This window comes from Pseudomonas botevensis (assembly GCF_019145475.1).
GTDB classification, from domain to species: Bacteria; Pseudomonadota; Gammaproteobacteria; order Pseudomonadales; family Pseudomonadaceae; genus Aquipseudomonas; species Aquipseudomonas botevensis.
The window spans coordinates 178616-200977 of sequence record NZ_JAHTKI010000006.1 but is presented as its reverse complement, the minus strand read 5'-3'; the positions used below and the strand labels follow the sequence as shown (position 1 = coordinate 200977).

The 22362-nt window shown below is 59.7% G+C and carries 20 protein-coding genes; 15 read left to right on the top strand and 5 right to left on the bottom strand.

What is annotated here, in order from left to right:
- Positions 1–19: 19 nt before the first annotated feature.
- On the bottom strand, positions 20–1714 hold the full coding sequence (locus KVQ74_RS10835) for a lactate permease LctP family transporter (RefSeq protein ID WP_217831060.1): 1695 nt from the start codon (positions 1712–1714) through the stop codon (positions 20–22).
- A gap of 262 nt (positions 1715–1976) precedes the next feature.
- Between KVQ74_RS10835 and KVQ74_RS10830 the strand changes: the two genes are divergently transcribed.
- Positions 1977–2744 (top strand): GntR family transcriptional regulator, encoded by a 768-nt coding sequence (locus KVQ74_RS10830; protein ID WP_217831059.1) that lies wholly within the window; start codon positions 1977–1979, stop codon positions 2742–2744.
- A 141-nt stretch (positions 2745–2885) separates the two neighbouring features.
- Here the strand turns inward: KVQ74_RS10830 and smpB are convergent, their stop codons facing one another.
- Entirely contained in the window at positions 2886–3368 is a 483-nt protein-coding gene (smpB, locus tag KVQ74_RS10825) for an SsrA-binding protein SmpB (protein ID WP_217831058.1), read from the bottom strand.
- 119 nt (positions 3369–3487) lie between these two features.
- On the opposite strand from smpB, the gene KVQ74_RS10820 reads away from it, so the two are divergent.
- From KVQ74_RS10820 to KVQ74_RS10810, 3 genes are read left to right on the top strand one after another with little or no spacing between them, the layout of a single operon-like run.
- Entirely contained in the window at positions 3488–4891 is a 1404-nt protein-coding gene (locus tag KVQ74_RS10820; protein WP_217831057.1) for a sodium-dependent transporter, read from the top strand.
- A gap of 7 nt (positions 4892–4898) precedes the next feature.
- The gene (locus KVQ74_RS10815) at positions 4899–5333 is read left to right on the top strand and encodes a type II toxin-antitoxin system RatA family toxin (RefSeq protein WP_217831056.1); all 435 of its coding nucleotides are present in this window, start codon (positions 4899–4901) and stop codon (positions 5331–5333) included.
- Positions 5326–5640: an RnfH family protein gene (locus tag KVQ74_RS10810; protein WP_217831055.1), complete on the top strand. Its 315-nt coding sequence runs from the start codon at positions 5326–5328 to the stop codon at positions 5638–5640. Before KVQ74_RS10815 ends, KVQ74_RS10810 begins: the two co-directional genes overlap by 8 nt.
- Positions 5641–5700: 60 nt before the next feature.
- On the opposite strand, the gene KVQ74_RS10805 is transcribed toward KVQ74_RS10810, so the two are convergent.
- Positions 5701–6228, bottom strand: coding sequence for an outer membrane protein assembly factor BamE (locus tag KVQ74_RS10805; RefSeq protein WP_217831054.1), 528 nt, complete (start codon positions 6226–6228; stop codon positions 5701–5703).
- 97 nt (positions 6229–6325) lie between these two features.
- Between KVQ74_RS10805 and fur the strand changes: the two genes are divergently transcribed.
- Complete coding sequence (gene fur / locus KVQ74_RS10800; RefSeq protein ID WP_064119476.1) at positions 6326–6730, top strand: ferric iron uptake transcriptional regulator; 405 nt, start codon at positions 6326–6328, stop codon at positions 6728–6730.
- A 79-nt stretch (positions 6731–6809) separates the two neighbouring features.
- Here the strand turns inward: fur and recN are convergent, their stop codons facing one another.
- Positions 6810–8483, bottom strand: coding sequence for a DNA repair protein RecN (gene recN, locus KVQ74_RS10795; RefSeq protein WP_217831053.1), 1674 nt, complete (start codon positions 8481–8483; stop codon positions 6810–6812).
- Between the two features lie 240 nt (positions 8484–8723).
- Between recN and grpE the strand changes: the two genes are divergently transcribed.
- From grpE to KVQ74_RS10755, 8 genes are all read left to right on the top strand, one after another.
- Positions 8724–9290, top strand: a complete 567-nt coding sequence (gene grpE, locus KVQ74_RS10790) for a nucleotide exchange factor GrpE (protein ID WP_217831052.1) — start codon at positions 8724–8726, stop codon at positions 9288–9290.
- Between the two features lie 103 nt (positions 9291–9393).
- Positions 9394–11310, top strand: coding sequence for a molecular chaperone DnaK (gene dnaK / locus KVQ74_RS10785; protein ID WP_217831051.1), 1917 nt, complete (start codon positions 9394–9396; stop codon positions 11308–11310).
- A gap of 298 nt (positions 11311–11608) precedes the next feature.
- Positions 11609–12733, top strand: coding sequence for a molecular chaperone DnaJ (gene dnaJ / locus KVQ74_RS10780; protein WP_085711856.1), 1125 nt, complete (start codon positions 11609–11611; stop codon positions 12731–12733).
- Positions 12734–12742: 9 nt separating this feature from the next.
- On the top strand, positions 12743–13549 hold the full coding sequence (gene dapB / locus KVQ74_RS10775; protein WP_217831050.1) for a 4-hydroxy-tetrahydrodipicolinate reductase: 807 nt from the start codon (positions 12743–12745) through the stop codon (positions 13547–13549).
- Positions 13550–13806: 257 nt separating this feature from the next.
- Entirely contained in the window at positions 13807–14943 is a 1137-nt protein-coding gene (gene carA, locus KVQ74_RS10770; RefSeq protein ID WP_217831049.1) for a glutamine-hydrolyzing carbamoyl-phosphate synthase small subunit, read from the top strand.
- Between the two features lie 126 nt (positions 14944–15069).
- Positions 15070–18291 carry a carbamoyl-phosphate synthase large subunit gene (gene carB / locus KVQ74_RS10765; RefSeq protein ID WP_217831048.1) on the top strand — a complete coding sequence of 1074 codons (3222 nt, stop codon included), beginning with the start codon at positions 15070–15072 and terminating at the stop codon, positions 18289–18291.
- The gene (gene greA, locus KVQ74_RS10760) at positions 18288–18764 is read left to right on the top strand and encodes a transcription elongation factor GreA (RefSeq protein WP_217831047.1); all 477 of its coding nucleotides are present in this window, start codon (positions 18288–18290) and stop codon (positions 18762–18764) included. Before carB ends, greA begins: the two co-directional genes overlap by 4 nt.
- Positions 18742–19191, top strand: a complete 450-nt coding sequence (locus tag KVQ74_RS10755) for an MFS transporter (RefSeq protein WP_217831046.1) — start codon at positions 18742–18744, stop codon at positions 19189–19191. Before greA ends, KVQ74_RS10755 begins: the two co-directional genes overlap by 23 nt.
- 12 nt (positions 19192–19203) lie before the next feature.
- Here the strand turns inward: KVQ74_RS10755 and yhbY are convergent, their stop codons facing one another.
- A complete protein-coding gene (gene yhbY / locus KVQ74_RS10750) occupies positions 19204–19512 on the bottom strand; it encodes a ribosome assembly RNA-binding protein YhbY (RefSeq protein WP_217831045.1) in 309 nt (102 codons plus the stop codon).
- Between the two features lie 102 nt (positions 19513–19614).
- On the opposite strand from yhbY, the gene rlmE reads away from it, so the two are divergent.
- Complete coding sequence (gene rlmE, locus KVQ74_RS10745) at positions 19615–20238, top strand: 23S rRNA (uridine(2552)-2'-O)-methyltransferase RlmE (protein ID WP_217831044.1); 624 nt, start codon at positions 19615–19617, stop codon at positions 20236–20238.
- A gap of 216 nt (positions 20239–20454) precedes the next feature.
- Positions 20455–22362, top strand: a complete 1908-nt coding sequence (ftsH, locus tag KVQ74_RS10740; protein WP_217831043.1) for an ATP-dependent zinc metalloprotease FtsH — start codon at positions 20455–20457, stop codon at positions 22360–22362.

The following is a 22362-nucleotide window of genomic DNA, read 5'->3' as shown; positions in this document are numbered from 1 at the left end:
TTCAATGTCGCTTGTAGTCTCAATGCACCAGCATGCCGGTGAACCAGTAGGCCTGAGCCAGGGTGATCAGGCCGACAATCGTTGCAAAGAATAGGCTGTGCTTGAGGGTGAAGCGGAACAGATCCGATTCCTTGCCCACCAGACCGGTCGCGGCGCACGCCACGGCGATCGATTGTGGCGAGATCATCTTGCCGGTCACGCCGCCGCTGGTATTGGCCGCCACCAGCAGGGTGTCGTTGACGCCAATCTGGTGCGCGGTGGTGGCCTGCAGCGAACTGAACAGCGCGTTGGACGAGGTATCGGAACCGGTGAGGAACACCCCCAGCCAGCCTAGGAACGGTGAGAAAAACGGGAACGCCGCACCGGTCGCCGCCAGTACCAGGGCCATGGTTGAAGACATGCCGGAGTAGTTGGTGACGAAGGCAAACGCCAGCACCATGCCGATCGACAGAATGGGCCAGCGCAGTTCGTAGAAGGTTTCTTTCAAAGTGGTCAGACCAGTTTTGAAATTGATTTTCAGCACCAGCATCGAGATCAGCGCGGAGAAGAAAATGGCCGTGCCGGTCGCCGAAATCGGGTCGAGTTTGAACACGGCCGGAATGGCTGTCGGAGTCGCCACGATCGGCGCGGTCTTGATCACCAGTTGATCAAGGTGCGGGATGGCGAAGTTGAAGACCCAGGCGTACATCGACCCGCCGGCGGCGAACATCGCCTTGAACGGCTTGAGGGTCCAGATTGTGACCAGCACGGTGAGGATCAGGAACGGCGACCAGGCCTTGAAAATTTCCCCGAAGCTGTAGGGCGACGCCACGGTGGTGCGCTTCTGGCCGAAACCGCCGACGCTGGCGCTGACCACGGAGGCCGACACGGCGCCGGCAATGTGCTGGCCGGCGGCGCGCTTGGGTTGCCAGACTTTGAGGAACAGGGTCAGGCAGATCAGGCTGGCCAGCGCCGAAGTGATGTCCGGCAGTTCCGGGCCGATGAAGTTCGAGGTGAAGTATTGGGTCACCGCAAAGCTCAGGCCTGCTACCAGTGCTGCCGGCCAGGTTTCGCGCACGCCGCGCAGACCGTCCATCATGAACACCAGCCAGAACGGTACGAACAGCGACAGCAGCGGCAGTTGGCGGCCGGTCATGGCGCCGATCTTGAATGCGTCGATCCCGGTGACCTGACCGGCGACGATGATCGGAATCCCCAGGGCGCCAAACGCTACGGGCGCAGTGTTGGCAATCAGGCACAGGCCGGCGGCGTACAGCGGGTTGAAGCCCAGGCCGACCAGCAGGGCGGCCGTGATTGCCACCGGTGCGCCGAAGCCGGCGGCACCTTCCAGGAACGCGCCGAAGCAAAACCCGATCAGCAGAACTTGCAGACGCTGATCGTCAGTGATCGACAGCACCGAGCTGCGGATGACTTCGAACTGGCCGCTCTTGACCGTCAGTTTGTACAGGAACACCGCCGCGACAATGATCCAGGCAATCGGCCACAGACCATAGGCGAAGCCATATCCAGCGGCGGCGAGCGCCATGTCGACCGGCATCTTGAACGCGAAGATTGCCACGAGAATGGCCAGCGCCAGCGTGATGCTGCCAGCGACATGGCCCTTGAGGCGGAACACCGCCAGGGCGAGGAAGAAGAACACGATGGGGATGACGGCCGCGAGTGCGGACACGCCGAGACTGCCGAGCGGGCTGTAGAGCTGTTGCCAGGTTTGCATATGGGGTGGCCCCTAATTGTTGTTGGTCAGGCACTGTCAGCGTTCTTGGATAATTGGTAAGACCAATTTACAATCGCTGTTGGCTAGGGTAAAAGCCTTGATATCGGTGTGTCAATTTGCCGCCCTGAAACTTTTGTCGAATAACCGGTGCAGAGGCGGATCTGATCTGGTTTTGCGGATGTCGTCTGGCAGGTGTCGGCAAGGCGCGGATGAGCCAGAATAGAGAGCCCGGCGAGCGGTCGGGATCGTGGAGAAATGAGTTATGGGGTTTGATCAGATTCGTCAGCGCCGTTTGTCTGACGATATTGTCGAGCGACTCGAGGGGATGATCCTCGAGGGCACGCTGAAGTCCGGCGAGCGTCTGCCGGCCGAGCGCACACTCGCCGAACAATTCGGTGTTTCACGCCCGTCGTTGCGTGAGGCGATTCAGAAGCTGGCGGCCAAGGGGTTGCTGGTCAGTCGCCAGGGCGGCGGCAATTATGTGGTGGAAACCCTGGGTTCGACGTTCAGCGATCCGCTGCTGCAATTGCTCGAAAGCAATCCCGACGCGCAGCGCGATCTGCTGGAGTTTCGGCACACTCTGGAGGCATCGTGCGCCTATTACGCAGCATTGCGCGCAACCGATGTCGACCGTGAACGCCTCACGACAGCGTTCGAAGAGCTTCAGGATTGCTACGCGCGACATGATGAAGTGAGCCGGGCGGAAGAGGGCGCGGCGGATGCGAAATTTCACATGGCAATCGCCGAAGCGAGTCATAACGCGGTGCTGCTGCACACCATTCGCGGTCTGTTCGATCTGCTCAAGCGCAACGTGGTGACCAACATCGGCGGCATGTACAAGCAGCGCACCGAAACCCGCGACATGCTGATCACTCAGCATCGGGAACTGTATCTGGCGATCATGGAGGGCCATGCGGAGCAGGCGCGGGAGGTGTCCAGCCGGCACATTCTGTATGTGCAGGAAGTGCTGGAAGAAGTGCGTCAGGAAGTGCAGCGCGTGGCTCGGGCGGAGCGGCGCAAGGGGATGTGATCAAGTCGTTCGCGGATTGACGTGACATCGCTTGGCGAACAAGCCCGCTCCCACAGTTTTCGGCGTCTGGCCGATAACTCGGTCAGCTCCAAGGGCGTGGGAGCGGGCTTGCTCGCGAATGCGCTTCAGGGGCAGCGGAAATCAGTCTTCCTTGCCCTTGTTGCGCACCGCACGCTGCAACTCGCGACCCGCGTCGCGTTCGCGCTCGGTGTCACGCTTGTCGTATTCCTTCTTGCCCTTGCCCAGAGCAATCTCGCACTTGACCATGTGCTTGCTCCAGTAGAAGGACAGGCAGACACAGGCATAACCCTTCTGCTGCACGGCCGCGGAAAGCTTTTCCAGCTCCCGGCGGTTGAGCAACAGTTTGCGGGTGCGCACCGGGTCGGCGATGACGTGGGTACTGGCGGTCATCAGAGGCGTGATGTGACTGCCGAGCAGCCACGCTTCGCCATCCTTGAGCAGCACGTAACTGTCGACCAGTTGCAGCTTGCTCGCCCGCAGACTTTTTACTTCCCAGCCGGCCAGAACCAGACCAGCCTCGAACTTGTGCTCGATGAAGTAATCGTGTCGCGCCTTTTTGTTCTGCGCGATGGTTCCTGTTGGGTGTTTCTTCTGTTTAGCCATAGGGGCGGCATTATATGGAGATAAATGGTCGTCGGCTACGGTGATGCTGCGTGCTTGAGCAGGTTGAGTGAATCCCGGACAATGCGGCCTCTTTTTCTAACGCTTGGGCGTGATAAACGATGTCGACAGACAAGGTTTCTGTCCACGGCAGTTGGGCTAGCCGCTGGGTATTCATACTCGCCGCGACCGGTTCGGCCGTGGGACTGGGCAGCATCTGGAAATTCCCGTACATGGTCGGGGTCTACGGCGGTGGCGCCTTCGTGCTGATGTTTCTGGCCTGCATCGCGCTGATCGGGATCCCGGTGATGCTCGCCGAAACCCTGATCGGCCGGCGCGCCCGGCAAAGTCCGGCCAACGCCCTGAAGACGCTGGCGCTGGAGGCCGGACACTCGGCCAAGTGGTCGTGGGGCGCATTTGCCGGGATGATCACGGCGCTGCTGATCCTGTCTTTCTATAGCGTGGTGGGCGGCTGGTCGCTGGATTACATCATCGACATGGGGCGTGGTGACTTCCAGGGCGTGTCCGCCGATCAGGTCGGGGCTTATTTCGGAAATGTCATCGCCGATCCATGGCGTCTGACACTTTGGCACACAGTTTTCATGCTGCTGTCGGCCGTGGTGATCGCCAAAGGCGTGGTGGCCGGGCTCGAGCGCAGCCTGCGCATCATGATGCCGCTGCTGTTCGTGATGGTTCTGGTGTTGCTGGGGTACAGCATGACCACCGGGCATTTCATGGAAGGCATGCATTTCATGTTCGACTTCCACCCGGAAAAGGTCCTCGACGGCTTGCTGCCGGCGATGGGGCACGCGTTCTTCTCGCTGAGCGTCGGTGTGGGGTCGATCATGATCTACGGCGCCTATATGCCTAAACATTCGTCGATGACCGGGACGGTCGTCGGCATTGCGCTGCTCGACACCTTTATTTCGCTGGTGGCGGGCTTGGCGTTGTTCCCGATTGTGTTCGCCGCCGGCCTGAACCCGAGCGAAGGTCCGGGCCTGATGTTCGTCAGCCTGCCATTCGCGTTCGGTAACGTGGCGTTCGGGCAGTTGATGGGCGTGGTGTTCTTCGTGCTGGTGGCGGTGGCGGCGTGGAGTTCGGCGATTTCCCTGCTCGAGCCGATGGTGGCGTATCTGGTTGAGCGCACAAAAATCAGCCGCGCCTGGGTCACCTTCTGGCTGGCCTTCAGCTGCTGGTTCGTAGGTCTGGGTACAGTGTTTTCCTTCAATATCTGGAAGGAAGCCAAATTTTTCGTGAACGAAGACGGCCTGTTCCATCTCTACCAATGGGGTGCGAAGAGCGGTCTGGACTTCTTCGGCGTGGTCGACTTCTTCACCTCGCGGATCATGTTGCCGCTCGGCGGATTGTGTTTCGTGCTGTTTGCCGGTTGGGTGATGGGGCGTGAAGCGGTGCGCGATGAGTTGTCGATGCGCAGTCCGGCATTGTTCGCCCTGTCTCTGTTCTTGATGCGCTATGTGGCGCCAATCGGCATTCTTGTAGTGTTTGCCGCCCAGCTCTGGAAGTGACGCTTACATGACGACACATATTCAACGATCCGCGCTGCTGCCGTACCCGGCGCAATTCCTCTATGACCTCGTCAATGACGTGGCGCGCTATCCGGAGTTTCTGCCGTGGTGTTCGTCCGCCGAGGTTCTGGAAAGCTCTCCAGAGTTCATGCGCGCCAGCGTTGGCGTGGCCAAGGGCGGACTCAGTCAGCATTTTGTGACGCGCAATACCTTGGTGCCGGGGCAGTCGATCGAAATGAACCTGGAGGAAGGGCCGTTCACTCAATTGCATGGCGTCTGGGTGTTCAAGGCATTGAATGAAAAGGCCTGCAAGATCAGTCTGGATCTGTCGTTCGACTACGCCGGGCCGTTGGTGCGTGCCACCCTCGGGCCGCTGTTCAATCAGGCCGCCAACACCCTGGTAGACGCGTTCTGCCAGCGTGCCAAGCAGATGCATGGTTGAGGCCGTGATCGAAGTCGAAGTTGTGTACGCGGCGGTTGATCGTCAGGTGTTGCGGACGATCAGCGTGGCTGAGGGCTCCACGGTGCGGGCTGCATTGCTCGCGTCCGCTATGGATGCCGAATTTCCCGAGCTGGATTTGAGCCAGTGCCCACTGGGGATTTTCGGCAAGGTGATTGCCGATCCGGATGTTCGGGTGATTCAGGACGGGGATCGCATCGAGATCTACCGGCCATTGCTGGCTGATCCGAAGGAAGTGCGGCGCCTGCGGGCCGCCAGGGCGGCTGAAGCGAAGGCCCGAAATCAGTGAGTCGCTGAAAATCAGGCAATAAAAAACCCGGAATTTCCGGGTTTTTTATTGCGTCGCAAATTATTGCGGCGAGGTCTCCAGCGGCTCTGGTGTCGGAACCGGAACGGTTTCCACACCATCCACGTCCTTCTGGATCTGATCCAGCAAGGAGCCTGGCTTGACCGGTTTTTCCGGTTTTGGCTTCTCGGCGTTTTCAGCAGGGGCGGTCACGTTAGTGCCACTTTCCTTGCCGAGAATGGCTTCGTCACGACTCACGCCCGGCATGAAGTCACCGGACAGGCTGACAAGCTGGTCGTTCGAGTTGAAAATGACGCTGATGCGTTCCTGTTGGCGTTCACCGCCGCCAGGTTGCAGGCTGTACAGATAATCCCAGCGATTGGCATGGAACGTGTCGGTCAGCAGAGGGTTGCCCATGATAAACCGTACTTGTGGCCGGGTCATTCCCGGGCGTAACTGGTCTATCATGTCCTGCGTGACGACATTGCCCTGCTGGATGTCGATTTTGTAAACCCCGGGGAATGAACAACCGGCGAGTGCGAGCAGTCCCACAAAGGTGAAACTGGTTAGCAAGAGCTTGGTGTTTTGCATCGGTGGGCGACTTCCACTATCTTGGCTGGGACAAGGTAAACGCCGATCATACCCGCATTAAGAGAAGCTGCGAAGCAGCATCGCGAGAAAGCTGACCATGGTTGAAAATAGCGAACTACGCAAAGCTGGCCTCAAAGTGACCCTGCCACGGGTCAAGATTCTGCAAATGCTGGACTCTACAGAGCAGCGTCACATGAGTGCCGAAGACGTCTACAAGGCGTTGATGGAAGCCGGTGAGGACGTCGGTCTGGCCACGGTTTACCGTGTTCTGACCCAGTTCGAAGCGGCTGGCCTCGTGGTCCGTCACAACTTCGACGGCGGCCATGCGGTATTCGAATTGGCCGACGGTGGCCACCACGACCATATGGTCAACGTGGAAACCGGTGAGGTTGTCGAATTCGTCAGCATCGAAATCGAAAAACTCCAGAAGGCGATCGCCGAGGAGCACGGTGTTGAGTTGGTGGATCACAATCTGGTGCTGTACGTCCGCAAGAAAAAGTAAGTAAGCATGTCGCGCGAATTTCAGGTTCGCGAAACGAGCGAAGGCGACCCAAGGGTCGCCTTCGTGCTATCTGCGGTTCTTAAACTTTCGCGGCAACCACCATCTTTTTGGCGTGCGCCAGGGATTCCTTGGTCAGATCGATGCCGCCGAGCATGCGCGCGACTTCTTCTATACGATCGTTCTTGCTCAGTTTCGACACGGCGGTGTGAGTCGCCTGCTCACCACGAACCTTGTGTACAAACAGGTGCTGATGCCCTTGCGCAGCCACTTGCGGCAAATGGGTCACCGTCAGTACCTGCCCGCGTTCGCCGAGGCGACGCAGCAACTGACCGACAATTTCCGCCGTCGGCCCACCAATACCGACGTCCACTTCGTCGAATACCAGCGTCGGCACCCGGGATGTCTGTGCAGTGATGACCTGGATCGCCAGGCTGATCCGCGACAGCTCGCCGCCGGACGCGACCTTGGCCAGTGCCTTCAAGGGTTGGCCGGGGTTGGCGCTGACCAGCAACTCCACTTGCTCAAGCCCGTTGGGCAGCAGTTCACCGCCGTTGCTTGGGTGAAGTTCGATGGTGAAGCGACCGCCGGGCATGCCGAGGCGCTGAATCTCCTGCTCCACGGCGCTGGCGAGATTGCCGGCTGCCTGATGACGTAAATCGCTCAGCTCTCGCGCCTTTTCCTGGTAGTGGCGGGCGTAGGAGGCCAGTTCGTCTGCCAGTCGCTCGATGGACTCGTCGTTGGCGTTCAGGGTTTCGATTTCATCCAGCAGCTTCTGCTGCATCTGCGCGACTTCGGTTGGCTGGATCCGGTGCTTGCGCGCCATGGTGTAGATGGCGTCGAGGCGCTCTTCCAGATATTGCAGGCGCGCCGGGTCTGCATCGAAGTTGTCGAGGAAGCGATTGAGTTCGCCCACCGCCTCTTCAACCTGGATCTGCGCGCTGGTCAGCAAGCTGCTGGCTTCGCCGAGGGCGCCTACCGAGTTGTTCACGCTCGACAGGCGATTGAGGCTGGCGGTCAGTGCATTCAGCACATTGCCGGAATCGCTTTCGCTGCATTGCTCGACCACTTGTCGGCAAATGCCCAGCAGGGTTTCGGCATTGGTCAGGTTCTTGTGTTCCTGCTCCAGCTCTTCGAGTTCGTTTTCGCCGAGGCCGAGGTTTTCCAGCTCTTCCAGTTGATAGCTGAGCAGTTGGTGGCGGGCGCGCTGCTCGTCACCGGAGTTGGACAGGCGCTCGAGCTCCTGGCGGGTCTGGCGCCAGCGCTGGGAGGCCAGTTGCACCTGGCGGGCCAGATCGGTGGCGCCGGCATACTCGTCGAGCAGGCGCCGATGGGTGTCGGTCTTGAGCAGGGACTGGTGTTCGTGCTGGCTGTGGATGTCGATCAGCAATTCGCCCAGTGCCTTGAGGTCGCCGAGCGGGCAGGGGGTGCCGTTGATGTAGCCCCGTGAGCGACCTTCGGAGGTGATGACCCGGCGCAGGATGCACGGGCCGTCGCTTTCCAGGTCGCGTTCGGCCAGCCAGGCGCTGGCTTCGGGAATGTCGACGAGGTCGAAGGTTGCCAGGATGTCGGCCTTGTCGGCGCCCGGGCGGACCACGCCGCTATCGGCACGGTCGCCGAGGGTCAGGCCCAGGGCGTCGAGCATGATCGACTTGCCGGCGCCGGTTTCCCCTGTGATCACGCTCATCCCGCGATCGAGTTCGAGATCGAGATGTTCAACGATGGCGTAGTTGTGTACGGACAGGTGCACCAGCATGAAGGCCGCTCCCAGGCTTTAGGTCTGGTTATTTATACAGTGTTTTGTTTCGGGCTGACAATGCCCTCGCTTAGCTCGATTCGGTTGATCCGATCAAATGCTTAGTGCGGCGTGGAATGACAATGCAGCACTTTTTTGTAGGGTTAATCGCGGTCAGCCCTTGAAGCCTGATTTTGCGGCCCCATATACCGGGGCAGAAGCGCGAGTCGACCTCGCGGACGAAATTGAAAGGAGAGTTCCATGGCTGACGAACAGACAGTAGATACGCAAAATCCGGAAGCCACTCAGGCGCCCGAGGCTTCGGGTGATGACCTGGCGACCCGTGTACAAGTGCTCGAAGAGCAATTGGCCGCCGCGCAGGATCAATCGCTGCGCGTAGCTGCCGATCTGCAGAACGTCCGCCGCCGTGCCGAGCAGGACGTGGAAAAGGCGCACAAGTTCGCGCTGGAAAAATTCGCCGGCGACCTGTTGCCGATCGTCGACAGCCTGGAGCGCGGCCTCGAGCTGTCGAGCCCGGATGACGAAAGCATCCGTCCGATGCGCGAAGGCATCGAGCTGACCCTGAAGATGTTCCACGACACCCTCAAGCGTTATCAGCTTGAAGCAATCGATCCGCATGGCGAACCGTTCAACGCCGTTCACCATCAGGCGATGGCCATGCAGGAAAGCGCCGATGTCGAGCCGAACAGTGTTCTGAAGGTGTTCCAGAAGGGTTACCAGCTCAACGGTCGCCTGCTGCGTCCGGCGATGGTTGTGGTCAGCAAGGCGCCGGCGCCAATTTCGCCTTCGATTGACGAGAAGGCTTGAAATCAGCCGCAAGGCCCCCATTTAGAAGTCAAGCGTTTAAGTGCTACCGCAGTCAGCCACAACTGCTGCGGCAACCAAATCAAAAAGTTTCGGGAGAGTGAACATGGGCAAAATTATCGGTATCGACCTGGGGACTACCAACTCCTGCGTCTCCATTCTTGAAAACGGCACTGCCAAGGTTATCGAGAACGCCGAAGGCGCGCGTACCACGCCGTCGATCATCGCTTACGCCAACGATGGCGAAATCCTGGTCGGCCAGTCCGCCAAGCGTCAGGCAGTGACCAACCCGCACAACACCCTGTACGCGGTAAAGCGTCTGATCGGTCGTCGCTTCGAAGAAGAAGTCGTACAGAAAGACATTCAGATGGTTCCTTACAAGATCGCCAAGGCTGACAACGGCGATGCCTGGGTTGAAGTGAACGGCCAGAAAATGGCGCCGCCACAAATCTCGGCTGAAATCCTGAAAAAGATGAAGAAGACCGCCGAAGACTACCTCGGCGAGGCCGTGACCGAAGCGGTGATCACCGTTCCGGCCTACTTCAACGACAGCCAGCGTCAGGCGACCAAAGACGCCGGCCGTATCGCTGGCCTGGACGTGAAGCGCATCATCAACGAACCGACCGCAGCCGCTCTGGCCTACGGTATGGACAAGGCCAAGGGCGATCACACCGTGATCGTTTATGACCTGGGTGGCGGTACTTTCGACGTTTCCGTGATCGAGATCGCTGAAGTTGACGGCGAGCACCAGTTCGAAGTGTTGGCCACCAACGGTGACACCTTCCTCGGCGGTGAAGACTTCGACATTCGTCTGATCGACTACCTCGTTGACGAATTCAAGAAAGAAAGCGGCATGAACCTCAAGGGTGACCCGCTGGCGATGCAGCGCCTGAAAGAAGCCGCTGAAAAAGCCAAGATCGAGCTGTCGTCCGCTCAGTCGACCGACGTGAACCTGCCGTACATCACTGCAGACGCCACCGGTCCGAAGCACCTGAACGTGAAGATCTCGCGTGCCAAGCTCGAAGCGCTGGTTGAAGACCTGGTTCAACGCACCATCGAGCCTTGCCGCATCGCCATGAAAGACGCCGGTATCGACGTTGGCGCGATCAACGACGTGATCCTGGTCGGCGGTCAGACCCGTATGCCGCTGGTACAGAAACTGGTGACCGATTTCTTCGGCAAGGAAGCACGTAAGGACGTGAACCCGGACGAAGCCGTTGCCATGGGTGCTGCGATCCAGGGCGCCGTTCTGGCCGGTGACGTGAAAGACGTGCTGCTGCTCGACGTCAGCCCGTTGACCCTGGGTATCGAAACCATGGGTGGCGTGATGACCGCGCTGATCGAGAAAAACACCACGATTCCTACCAAGAAATCGCAAGTGTTCTCGACTGCCGACGACAACCAGGGCGCCGTGACCATTCACGTCCTGCAGGGCGAGCGCAAGCAAGCCGCACAGAACAAATCCCTGGGCAAGTTCGACCTGGCCGACATTCCACCTGCTCCACGTGGCGTGCCGCAGATCGAAGTAACCTTCGACATCGACGCCAACGGCATCCTGCACGTCGGCGCGAAAGACAAGGCGACCGGCAAGACTCAGTCGATCGTGATCAAGGCCAACTCCGGTCTGTCCGATGAAGAAATCGAGCGCATGGTGCGTGACGCCGAAGCGAACGCCGAGGAAGACCGCAAGTTCGAAGAGCTGGCCGCTGCCCGTAACCAGGGTGACGCACTGGTTCACTCGACTCGCAAAATGGTCACCGACGCTGGCGACAAGGTAAGCGCTGAAGAGAAGACTGCAATCGAAGCGGCCGTGGTTGCCCTGGAAGCCGCTGTGAAAGGCGACGACAAGGCTGCCATCGAAGCGAAGATCGAAGAGCTGTCGAAAGTCTCCGCTCCGGTTGCCCAGAAGATGTACGCCGAACAGGCTCAGCCTGCTGAAGGCGCGGCACCGCACGACGAGAAAGCTGAAAAGGCTGACGATGTTGTCGATGCCGAGTTCGAAGAAGTCAAAGACCACAAGTAAGTTGTTGGTCGGCCGGTTGACTGCCTTGCGGCGGTGACTGGTAGGATGTCGCCGCGCGGGAGCTTGCTCCCGCGTTGGCGTATCTGGAATACGCGAATTTTTACAGCATGCGACAAGGTTCGCGTGGTGGCGGCATGGCCGGGAATGCTCCTGCTTTTCGAGCCGAAAGTGCCGCATTGAATCAAAGACCAGGATCGTTGAAATCGACGTGAGTTGGGTCCGGGCCTGTTTGGGGGCTCAACGAGTTTGGCGAAGCTCAGGAGGGGTTTGCCGAACGTCCTTAAGAGTGCAAAGACTTATGGCAAAGCGTGACTATTACGAAGTGTTGGGTGTTGAGCGCGGCTCAAGCGAAGCTGACCTGAAGAAGGCCTATCGCCGTCTGGCGATGAAGCATCACCCGGACCGTAATCCCGATGACAAAGCGTCGGAAGAGCTGTTCAAGGAGGCCAACGAGGCCTACGAGGTTCTGTCCGACTCCAGCAAGCGCGCGGCCTACGACCAATACGGTCATGCCGGCGTCGACCCGAGCATGGGTGGCGGCGGTGCGGGCTTCGGCGGGCAGAATTTCTCGGACATCTTTGGCGATGTATTCAGTGATTTCTTCGGTGGCGGTCGCGGCGGCTCCCGTGGCGGCGCCCAGCGCGGTAGCGACCTGCGCTACACCCTGGAGCTGAATCTGGAAGAAGCGGTGCGCGGTACTACCGTGAATATCCGCGTTCCGACGCTGGTCAACTGCAAGCCTTGCGATGGTTCGGGCGCCAAGAAAGGTTCGTCGCCATCGACTTGCCCGACTTGCGGCGGTATCGGCCAGGTACGCATGCAGCAAGGCTTCTTCTCGGTGCAGCAGACCTGCCCGCGCTGCCATGGCCAGGGCAAGATCATTTCCGACCCGTGCGATTCCTGCCACGGCGACGGTCGCGTCGAAGAGTACAAGACCCTGTCGGTGAAGGTGCCGGCCGGCGTTGATACCGGTGACCGCATTCGTCTGTCCGGCGAAGGCGAGGCGGGCACCCAGGGCGGCCCGACTGGTGATCTGTACGTGGTCATCAACGTGCGCGAACACGCGATCTTCCAGCGTGACGGCAAGCATCTGTTCTGCGAGGTGCCGATCAGCTTCGTCGACGCTGCGCTCGGCGGCGAGTTGGAGATTCCGACCCTCGACGGCCGCGTCAAGCTGAAAATCCCTGAAGGTACCCAGACCGGCAAGCAATTCCGCGTGCGCGGCAAGGGCGTTGCGCCAGTGCGTGGCGGTGGTGCGGGCGATCTGATGTGCCGCGTGGCCGTCGAGACGCCGGTCAATCTGAATCGTCGTCAGCGTGAATTGCTGGAAGAGTTCCGCAGCTCCCTGGCGGACGACAACAGCCACTCGCCGAAAACCACCGGTTGGTTCGATGGCGTGAAGCGCTTCTTCGGCGATCTGTAAGGAGTCGGCATGCGACGTATAGCTGTGATGGGCGCCGCCGGGCGCATGGGCAAGATTCTGGTCGAGGCGGTGCAGCAGCGCGCGCCGCTGACCGGGCTGACGGCCGCCATTGTTCGTCCTGGCAGCACGCTGATCGGGGTGGATGCCGGTGAGCTGGCCTCGCTCGGGCGTATTGGCGTGCCGTTGTCCGGCAATCTGGAGTCGGTGGCCGAGGAGTTCGACGTCCTGATCGACTTCACGCTGCCGGAAGTGATGCTGAAGAATCTCGCGTTCTGCCGCAAGGCCGGCAAGGCCATGGTCATCGGCACGACCGGGCTCGACGCGGCTCAGAAGCAGTTGCTGGCCGAGGCGGGCAAGGATATTCCGATCGTGTTCGCCGCCAACTTCAGCGTCGGTGTCAACCTGTCGCTGAAGCTGCTGGACATGGCTGCGCGCGTATTGAAGGACGATGCGGACATCGAAATCATCGAAGCCCACCATCGGCACAAGATCGATGCGCCGTCCGGTACGGCCCTGCGCATGGGTGAGGTGATCGCCGAGGCGCTGGATCGTGATTTGCAGAAGGTTGCGGTCTACGGTCGTGAAGGTCACACCGGTGCGCGTGAGCGCGAGACCATCGGTTTCGCCACGGTTCGTGGCGGCGATGTGGTGGGTGATCACACCGTGCTGTTCGCCTGTGAGGGTGAGCGTCTGGAGATCACGCACAAGGCTTCGAGTCGCATGACCTTCGCCAAGGGCGCGGTGCGCGCGGCGTTGTGGCTGGACGCTCGCGGGCCTGGCCTTTATGACATGCAGGATGTGCTCGACCTGCGTTGAGCCTTGTTTCAACCCGGCGCAAACGGACTGTTTGTGCCGGTTTTACTCCGCTACGCGACGCCCTGTCGCATTCTCTGGCCTTTCAGGCTCATTGGCGGTAGACCAAAAATCCCTTTTTCTGTAAGCTACAGCTTTAGTGTGTCCACTAAAAGCGCGCAGAATAATTCAGTGAACAAGCGGGGTGACGTGTCCATACGTCACTCCGCTTTTTTACAACCTGCGATTGCCCTTTCATGCGTTATTTACGGGAGGTCTTCTTGACTAAGCCAGCCATACTCGCCCTTGCTGATGGCAGCATTTTTCGCGGCGAAGCCATTGGAGCCGACGGTCAGACCGTTGGTGAGGTCGTGTTCAACACCGCAATGACCGGCTATCAGGAAATCCTTACCGATCCTTCCTACGCCCAACAGATCGTTACCCTGACTTACCCGCACATCGGCAACACCGGCACCACGCCGGAAGACGCCGAGTCCGACCGCGTCTGGTCTGCCGGCCTGGTCATCCGTGACCTGCCACTGGTAGCGAGCAACTGGCGTAACACGATGTCCCTGTCCGATTACCTGAAAGCCAACAACGTTGTGGCGATCGCCGGTATCGACACTCGTCGCCTGACTCGCATCCTGCGCGAAAAAGGCGCACAGAACGGCTGCATCATGGCGGGCGACAACATCTCTGAAGAAGCCGCCATTGCCGCCGCGCAAGGCTTCCCGGGCCTCAAGGGCATGGATCTGGCGAAAGTCGTCAGCACCAAGACTCAGTACGAATGGCGCTCCACTGTATGGGAACTGAAAACCGACAGCCACGCGACCATCGAAGCCTCCGAGCTGCCGTACCACGTCGTTGCCTACGACTACGGCGTCAAGGTCAACATCCTGCGCATGCTGGTCGAGCGCGGTTGCCGCGTCACCGTTGTCCCGGCGCAAACCCCGGCGGCCGACGTGCTGGCTCTTAAGCCGGACGGCGTGTTCCTGTCCAACGGCCCTGGTGACCCTGAGCCTTGCGACTACGCGATCCAGGCGATCAAGGACGTGCTGGAAACCGAGATTCCGGTATTCGGCATCTGCCTCGGTCACCAGCTGCTGGCCCTGGCCTCCGGCGCCAAGACCCTGAAAATGGGCCATGGCCATCACGGTGCCAACCACCCGGTACAGGATCTGGACACGGGCGTCGTCATGATCACCAGCCAGAACCACGGTTTCGCGGTTGATGAAGCGACCCTGCCGGCCAACGTTCGTGCGATCCACAAATCGCTGTTCGACGGCACCCTGCAAGGCATCGAGCGCACCGACAAGAGCGCGTTCAGCTTCCAGGGTCACCCTGAGGCGAGCCCAGGCCCGAACGACGTGGCGCCCCTGTTTGACCGCTTCATCAACGAGATGGCCAAGCGACGCTAAGCGCTCGCCTTGAGACTGTAGCGAGAAGCCCTTCGAGGGCGGCCCCGCAACCGGCGGCCCCCTCGAAACTTCAGAAATCGATCAAGACGGCTTGCCGACTGACCTGCGGATTTGAGTGACAAACCCATGCCAAAACGTACAGACATTAAAAGCATCCTGATTCTCGGCGCTGGCCCGATCGTTATCGGCCAGGCCTGCGAATTCGACTACTCCGGCGCCCAGGCTTGCAAGGCCCTGCGCGAAGAGGGTTACCGCGTCATCCTGGTGAACTCCAACCCGGCCACCATCATGACCGACCCGGACATGGCCGACGCCACTTACATCGAGCCGATCAAGTGGCAGACCGTTGCCAAGATCATCGAGAAAGAACGTCCGGATGCCGTGCTGCCAACCATGGGCGGCCAGACTGCTCTGAACTGCGCCCTGGACCTGGAACGCGAAGGCGTTCTTGAGAAGTTCGGCGTGGAAATGATCGGTGCCAACGCCGACACCATCGACAAGGCTGAAGACCGCTCGCGTTTCGACAAGGCGATGAAATCCATCGGCCTGGAATGCCCGCGTTCCGGCATTGCCCACAGCATGGAAGAAGCCAACGCGGTGCTCGAGCGCCTGGGCTTCCCGTGCATCATCCGTCCGTCCTTCACCATGGGCGGCACCGGTGGCGGCATCGCTTACAACCGCGAAGAGTTCGAAGAAATCTGCGCCCGTGGTCTGGACCTGTCGCCGACCAAGGAACTGCTGATCGACGAATCGCTGATCGGCTGGAAAGAATATGAAATGGAAGTTGTCCGCGACAAAAAGGACAACTGCATCATCGTCTGCTCGATCGAAAACTTCGACCCGATGGGCGTACACACCGGAGACTCGATCACCGTAGCTCCGGCCCAGACCCTGACCGACAAGGAATACCAGATCCTGCGTAACGCCTCGCTGGCGGTACTGCGCGAGATCGGCGTCGAAACCGGCGGTTCCAACGTGCAGTTCGGTATCTGCCCGGACACCGGCCGCATGGTCGTGATCGAGATGAACCCGCGCGTCTCGCGTTCCTCGGCACTGGCCTCGAAAGCCACCGGTTTCCCGATCGCCAAGGTCGCGGCCAAACTGGCGGTCGGTTACACCCTCGACGAACTGTCGAACGACATCACCGGTGGCAAGACCCCGGCGTCCTTCGAACCGTCCATCGACTATGTCGTCACCAAGCTGCCGCGTTTCGCCTTCGAGAAATTCGCCAACGCTGACGCGCGCCTGACCACTCAGATGAAGTCGGTGGGTGAAGTCATGGCCATCGGCCGTACTTTCCAGGAATCCCTGCAGAAAGCCCTGCGCGGCCTGGAAGTCGGTGTTTGCGGTCTGGACGAGAAGGTTGACCTGAAAAGTTCGGATGCGATGAGCGTGCTCAAGCGCGAACTGACCGTGCCGGGCGCCGAGCGTATCTGGTACGTGGCGGACGCTTTCCGCGCCGGCATGACGGTCGACGAAATCTTCGCGATGAACATGATCGACCCGTGGTTCCTGGTGCAGATCGAAGATCTGATCAAGGAAGAAGAGAAGGTCAAGACCCTCGGTCTGTCGGCCATTGATCGTGACCTGATGTTCCGCCTCAAGCGCAAGGGCTTCTCCGATCAGCGTCTGGCCAAACTGCTGGGTGTCACCGAGAAAAACCTGCGTACCCATCGTCACAAGCTGGAAGTGTTCCCGGTCTACAAGCGCGTCGACACCTGCGCCGCCGAGTTCGCCACCGACACCGCCTACCTGTACTCGACTTACGAGGAAGAGTGCGAAGCCGCGCCGTCCGGTCGCGACAAGATCATCATCCTCGGCGGCGGCCCGAACCGTATCGGTCAGGGCATCGAGTTCGACTACTGCTGCGTACACGCGGCACTGGCGCTGCGCGATGACGGTTACGAGACCATCATGGTCAACTGCAACCCGGAAACCGTATCGACCGACTACGACACTTCCGACCGTCTGTACTTCGAGCCGGTCACCCTGGAAGACGTGCTGGAAATCGTCCGTGTCGAGAAGCCGAAAGGCGTGATCGTCCAGTACGGCGGCCAGACTCCGTTGAAACTGGCTCGCGCCCTCGAAGCGGCCGGCGTGCCGATCATCGGCACCAGCCCTGACGCCATCGACCGTGCCGAAGACCGTGAGCGCTTCCAGCAGATGGTCGAGCGCCTGAACCTGCGTCAGCCACCAAACGCCACCGTGCGCAGCGAAGACGAAGCCGTGCGCGCCGCCGCGAAAATCGGTTACCCGCTGGTGGTTCGTCCGTCGTATGTACTGGGCGGCCGGGCGATGGAAATCGTCTACAAGGAAGAAGAACTCAAGCGTTACCTGCGTGACGCGGTGCAAGTGTCCAACGACAGCCCGGTGCTGCTCGACCACTTCCTCAACTGCGCCATCGAGATGGACGTGGATGCGGTCTGCGACGGCAAGGACGTGGTGATCGGCGCGATCATGCAGCACATCGAGCAGGCCGGCGTTCACTCCGGTGACTCCGCGTGCTCGCTGCCGCCGTACTCGCTGCCGGCGCACATCCAGGACGAGATGCGCGAACAGGTCAAGAAAATGGCCCTGGAGCTGGGCGTTGTCGGCCTGATGAACGTTCAGTTGGCGCTGCAAGGCGAAGACATCTACGTCATCGAAGTCAACCCGCGCGCTTCCCGTACCGTACCGTTCGTATCGAAGTGCATCGGTGTCTCCCTGGCAATGATCGCGGCTCGCGTCATGGCCGGTAAGACACTCAAGGAAATCGGCTTCACCAAGGAAATCATTCCTAACTTCTACAGCGTGAAAGAGGCGGTGTTCCCGTTCGCCAAATTCCCTGGCGTGGACCCGATCCTCGGCCCAGAGATGAAGTCCACCGGTGAAGTGATGGGTGTGGGCGACACCTTCGGCGAAGCGTTCGCCAAGGCTCAGATGGGCGCCAGCGAAGTGCTGCCGACCGGCGGTACTGCCTTCATCAGCGTGCGTGACGATGACAAGCCGCTGGTTGCAGGCGTGGCCCGTGATCTGATCAACTTGGGCTTCGAAGTCGTCGCCACTGCCGGCACTGCCAAGCTGATCGAAGCCGCAGGCCTGAAAGTACGTCGCGTGAACAAGGTGACCGAGGGTCGTCCGCACGTGGTCGACATGATCAAGAATGACGAAGTCACCCTGATCATCAACACCACTGAAGGCCGTCAGTCGATCGCTGATTCCTACTCCATTCGTCGCAATGCCTTGCAGCACAAGATCTACTGCACCACCACCATTGCTGCTGGCGAAGCTATCTGCGAAGCGCTGAAGTTCGGTCCCGAGAAGACCGTGCGCCGCTTGCAGGATCTACACGCAGGATTGAAGGCATGATCAAGTACCCAATGACCGTCCAGGGCGCCAAGGCCCTGGAGGAAGAACATACATTCCTCAGCAAGGTCGAGCGTCCGCGCTTGAGCCAGGCGATCGGCGAGGCGCGTGAGCTCGGCGACCTCAAGGAAAACGCCGAATACCATGCTGCCCGTGAAGAGCAGGGCATGGTCGAGGCGCGGATCCGCGACATCGAAGGCCGCATGCAGAACGCGGTGGTGATTGACGTCACCACCATCGCCCATACCGGCAAGGTGATTTTCGGGACCACCGTGGACCTGGAAAACACCGAGACTGGCGATCAGGTGACCTACCAGATCGTTGGCGAGGACGAGGCCGACATCAAGAAGGGCAAGCTCTCGGCAAACGCGCCGATTGCCCGCGCGATCATCGGCAAGGAAGAAGGCGATACGGTCGTAATCAAAACCCCAAGCGGCACGGTCGAGTACGAGATTGTCGAAGTCAAACACATCTGACGCGATCTTCCGGGCGCCTGCCATTGAAGCCATCCTTTGGCAGCTGTCCCAGGTTTTCTGGGTCGGCGGCCTTTGGGTGTTTCACGTTGGCCTGGTGCCAGCGCTGAGAATCATTGGTCTGGCGCCGCTGCTGGTCGACGACCTGGCTGCACAGATCGACCGTTGGTTGATTGGTGTTGCAGCGGTAGGGGTATTGACCCAGCTGGTGGTGCTGGCGAGGGTTGCCGGTGTTTCGGCATGGTGGCGGGTATTCAGTGGCCAGATACTGCTGGTCGGTCTCGCAGCATGCTTTGGCTATTACTTGCTGCACTACGGCATATCTGTCGATGAGCGCTGGCAGATGTTCTGTTTCGTAGTGCTGGGGATCAGCGGTCTCGTACTGGTGGCTCAGTCCGTGCCGGTCAGGGCGCGCAAGCCGCACCTCTGACCGGGGCCACCGTCATTTGTAACGGTGGATGTTGGACAGTTGCTTGTTCGGCTGCGGGTTCTTGCGGTACAGCAGCACCATCTTGCCGATGGTCTGCACCTGCTCGGCCCGACCGGCCTTGGCCAGCTCTTCCATGACTGCGCGACGATCGTCGCGGTCTTCGAGCTTGACCTGCACCTTGATCAGCTCATGATCGACCAGTGCGCGTTCCAGTTCGGCGAGAACACCTTCGGTCAGGCCATTGCCTGCCACGATCAGGACCGGTTTCAGGTCGTGACCAATGGATTTGAATTGTTTCTTCTGCTCGTTATTGAGCGGCATAATCTGACCCTTTCGTCTGGATTCTGTAAAAATGGCGGCCATTTTACCCGAGGGCTCGTGGATCCGCCCGATAAATCACGACCCTAATCATCGAGGTGCCCAATGGCGCGTTCCAAGACAAGCCTTGGCTGGCTGAAAAGACATGTAAACGATCCTTATGTGAAGCAGGCGCAGAAGGATGGTTACCGCTCGCGTGCGAGCTACAAGCTTCTGGAAGTCCAGGAGAAATACAAGCTGATCCGTCCGGGGATGAGCGTAGTCGATCTGGGTGCCGCGCCGGGCGGCTGGTCGCAGGTCACCAGTCGGTTGATCGGTGGTCAGGGGCGCCTGATTGCGTCCGACATCCTGGAAATGGACAGCATTCCGGATGTGACCTTCATCCAGGGTGACTTTACCCAAGATGAAGTGCTCGCTCAGATCCTCGAGGCCGTGGGTAATTCGCAAGTGGACCTTGTGATTTCCGATATGGCCCCCAATATGAGTGGTACGCCTGCCGTGGATATGCCAAAAGCCATGTTTTTGTGCGAGCTGGCCCTTGATCTGGCGGCCCGGATACTCAAGCCGGGCGGCAATTTCCTGATCAAGATTTTCCAGGGCGAAGGGTTCGACGCTTACCTGAAGGACGCTCGTCAGAAATTCGACAAGGTCCAGATGATCAAGCCCGACTCTTCCCGCGACAGCTCCCGCGAGCAATACCTGCTGGCATGGGGCTATCGCGGCGAGTGACAGGCCTCGGGCCGGCGGCTTTAGGGGTGTTCTATAGTTTTTTGCAATAGGACACTTCGCCTGACCTGGACGAACATCGTGTAGTCTAGGTTTCACAAAGGGTTACAGACGGCGCCTGCCAGAGCTGTAGGTAATGTAGTAAGTTAGGCCGGTGAATATCATGCGAAGCGCGCGCCAGTAGCGGAGCTTGCTTCAGAGGGTAGTTAATTGAACGATATGGCAAAGAATCTGATCCTGTGGTTGATCATCGCGGCTGTCCTGGTGACGGTGATGAACAACTTCTCCAGCCCTAACGAGCCGCAGACCCTCAACTATTCCGACTTCATCCAGCAGGTCAAGGATGGCAAGGTCGAGCGCGTGGCCGTCGATGGCTATGTGATTACCGGCAAGCGCAACGATGGCGACAGCTTCAAGACCATTCGTCCGGCCATTCAGGACAATGGGCTGATCGGCGATCTTGTCGACAACCACGTCGTCGTCGAGGGCAAGCAGCCTGAGCAGCAAAGCATCTGGACCCAGCTTCTGGTGGCCAGCTTCCCGATCCTCGTGATCATCGCCGTGTTCATGTTCTTCATGCGCCAGATGCAGGGGGGCGCGGGCGGCAAGGGCGGCCCGATGAGCTTCGGCAAGAGCAAGGCGCGCCTGCTTTCCGAAGATCAGGTGAAAACCACCCTGGCTGACGTTGCCGGTTGCGATGAAGCCAAGGAAGAAGTCGGCGAGCTGGTCGAGTTCCTCCGTGATCCGGGCAAGTTCCAGCGCCTCGGCGGCCGCATTCCTCGCGGTGTGCTGATGGTGGGTCCTCCAGGTACCGGTAAGACCCTGCTGGCGAAAGCCATTGCCGGCGAAGCCAAGGTTCCTTTCTTTACCATTTCCGGCTCCGACTTCGTCGAAATGTTCGTCGGTGTCGGTGCCAGCCGTGTTCGTGACATGTTCGAACAGGCGAAGAAACACGCGCCATGCATCATTTTCATCGACGAAATCGACGCCGTTGGTCGCCACCGTGGCGCCGGCATGGGTGGCGGTCACGACGAGCGTGAGCAGACCCTCAACCAGTTGCTGGTAGAGATGGACGGCTTCGAGATGAATGACGGCATCATCGTGATTGCCGCCACCAACCGTCCAGACGTCCTCGACCCGGCGCTGCTGCGTCCGGGCCGTTTCGACCGTCAGGTCGTGGTTGGTCTGCCGGACATCCGTGGTCGTGAGCAGATTCTCAAGGTACACATGCGCAAGGTGCCGATGGGCGACGATGTGGCTCCGGCCGTTATCGCTCGTGGTACTCCGGGTTTCTCCGGTGCCGACCTTGCCAACCTTGTCAACGAGGCCTCGCTGTTTGCAGCCCGTGCAGGCAAACGCATCGTTGAAATGAAAGAGTTCGAGCTGGCCAAGGACAAGATCATGATGGGCGCCGAGCGCAAATCCATGGTCATGTCCGAAAAAGAGAAGCAGAACACCGCTTATCACGAGGCTGGCCACGCCATTGTCGGGCGTGTCGTTCCTGAGCATGATCCGGTCTACAAGGTTTCGATCATTCCGCGCGGTCGTGCGCTGGGTGTCACCATGTTCCTGCCGGAGGAAGATCGTTACAGTCTGTCCAAGCGTGCGCTGATCAGTCAGATCTGCTCGCTGTATGGTGGCCGTATCGCGGAAGAAATGACCCTGGGCTTCGATGGCGTGACTACCGGCGCCTCCAACGACATCATGCGCGCCAGTCAGATTGCGCGGAACATGGTGACCAAGTGGGGCTTGTCGGAAAAACTCGGCCCGCTGATGTATGCCGAAGAAGAGGGCGAAGTATTCCTCGGTCGTGGCGGTGGCGGTCAAAACGCCAGCTTCTCCGGCGAAACAGCCAAGCTGATCGACTCGGAAGTGCGCAGCATCATCGATCAGTGCTACGGCACCGCCAAGCAGATCCTCACGGACAATCGTGACAAGCTCGACGCAATGGCTGATGCGCTGATGAAGTACGAAACCATTGATGCCGAGCAGATTGACGACATCATGGCGGGTCGTACTCCGCGCGAGCCGCGTGACTGGTCGGGTGGTACGGGTACTGGTACGCCTCCGGTGGTTCAGGATGAGCGCCCGGAAACACCGATCGGCGGTCCGGCTGCTGACGTTTAA

Bases quoted from the DNA above. Each gene is read 5' to 3' on its own strand.
- grpE (WP_217831052.1), top strand. From the start codon at position 8,724: ATGGCTGACGAACAGACAGTAGATACGCAAAATCCGGAAGCCACTCAG.
- dnaK (WP_217831051.1), top strand. From the start codon at position 9,394: ATGGGCAAAATTATCGGTATCGACCTGGGGACTACCAACTCCTGCGTC.
- fur (WP_064119476.1), top strand. From the start codon at position 6,326: ATGGTTGAAAATAGCGAACTACGCAAAGCTGGCCTCAAAGTGACCCTG.
- carB (WP_217831048.1), top strand. From the start codon at position 15,070: ATGCCAAAACGTACAGACATTAAAAGCATCCTGATTCTCGGCGCTGGC.
- KVQ74_RS10815 (WP_217831056.1), top strand. From the start codon at position 4,899: ATGACGACACATATTCAACGATCCGCGCTGCTGCCGTACCCGGCGCAA.
- rlmE (WP_217831044.1), top strand. From the start codon at position 19,615: ATGGCGCGTTCCAAGACAAGCCTTGGCTGGCTGAAAAGACATGTAAAC.
- smpB (WP_217831058.1), bottom strand. From the start codon at position 3,368: ATGGCTAAACAGAAGAAACACCCAACAGGAACCATCGCGCAGAACAAA.
- ftsH (WP_217831043.1), top strand. From the start codon at position 20,455: ATGGCAAAGAATCTGATCCTGTGGTTGATCATCGCGGCTGTCCTGGTG.
- KVQ74_RS10830 (WP_217831059.1), top strand. From the start codon at position 1,977: ATGGGGTTTGATCAGATTCGTCAGCGCCGTTTGTCTGACGATATTGTC.
- KVQ74_RS10835 (WP_217831060.1), bottom strand. From the start codon at position 1,714: ATGCAAACCTGGCAACAGCTCTACAGCCCGCTCGGCAGTCTCGGCGTG.
- dnaJ (WP_085711856.1), top strand. From the start codon at position 11,609: ATGGCAAAGCGTGACTATTACGAAGTGTTGGGTGTTGAGCGCGGCTCA.
- KVQ74_RS10805 (WP_217831054.1), bottom strand. From the start codon at position 6,228: ATGCAAAACACCAAGCTCTTGCTAACCAGTTTCACCTTTGTGGGACTG.
- yhbY (WP_217831045.1), bottom strand. From the start codon at position 19,512: ATGCCGCTCAATAACGAGCAGAAGAAACAATTCAAATCCATTGGTCAC.
- KVQ74_RS10820 (WP_217831057.1), top strand. From the start codon at position 3,488: ATGTCGACAGACAAGGTTTCTGTCCACGGCAGTTGGGCTAGCCGCTGG.
- dapB (WP_217831050.1), top strand. From the start codon at position 12,743: ATGCGACGTATAGCTGTGATGGGCGCCGCCGGGCGCATGGGCAAGATT.
- greA (WP_217831047.1), top strand. From the start codon at position 18,288: ATGATCAAGTACCCAATGACCGTCCAGGGCGCCAAGGCCCTGGAGGAA.
- recN (WP_217831053.1), bottom strand. From the start codon at position 8,483: ATGCTGGTGCACCTGTCCGTACACAACTACGCCATCGTTGAACATCTC.
- KVQ74_RS10810 (WP_217831055.1), top strand. From the start codon at position 5,326: ATGGTTGAGGCCGTGATCGAAGTCGAAGTTGTGTACGCGGCGGTTGAT.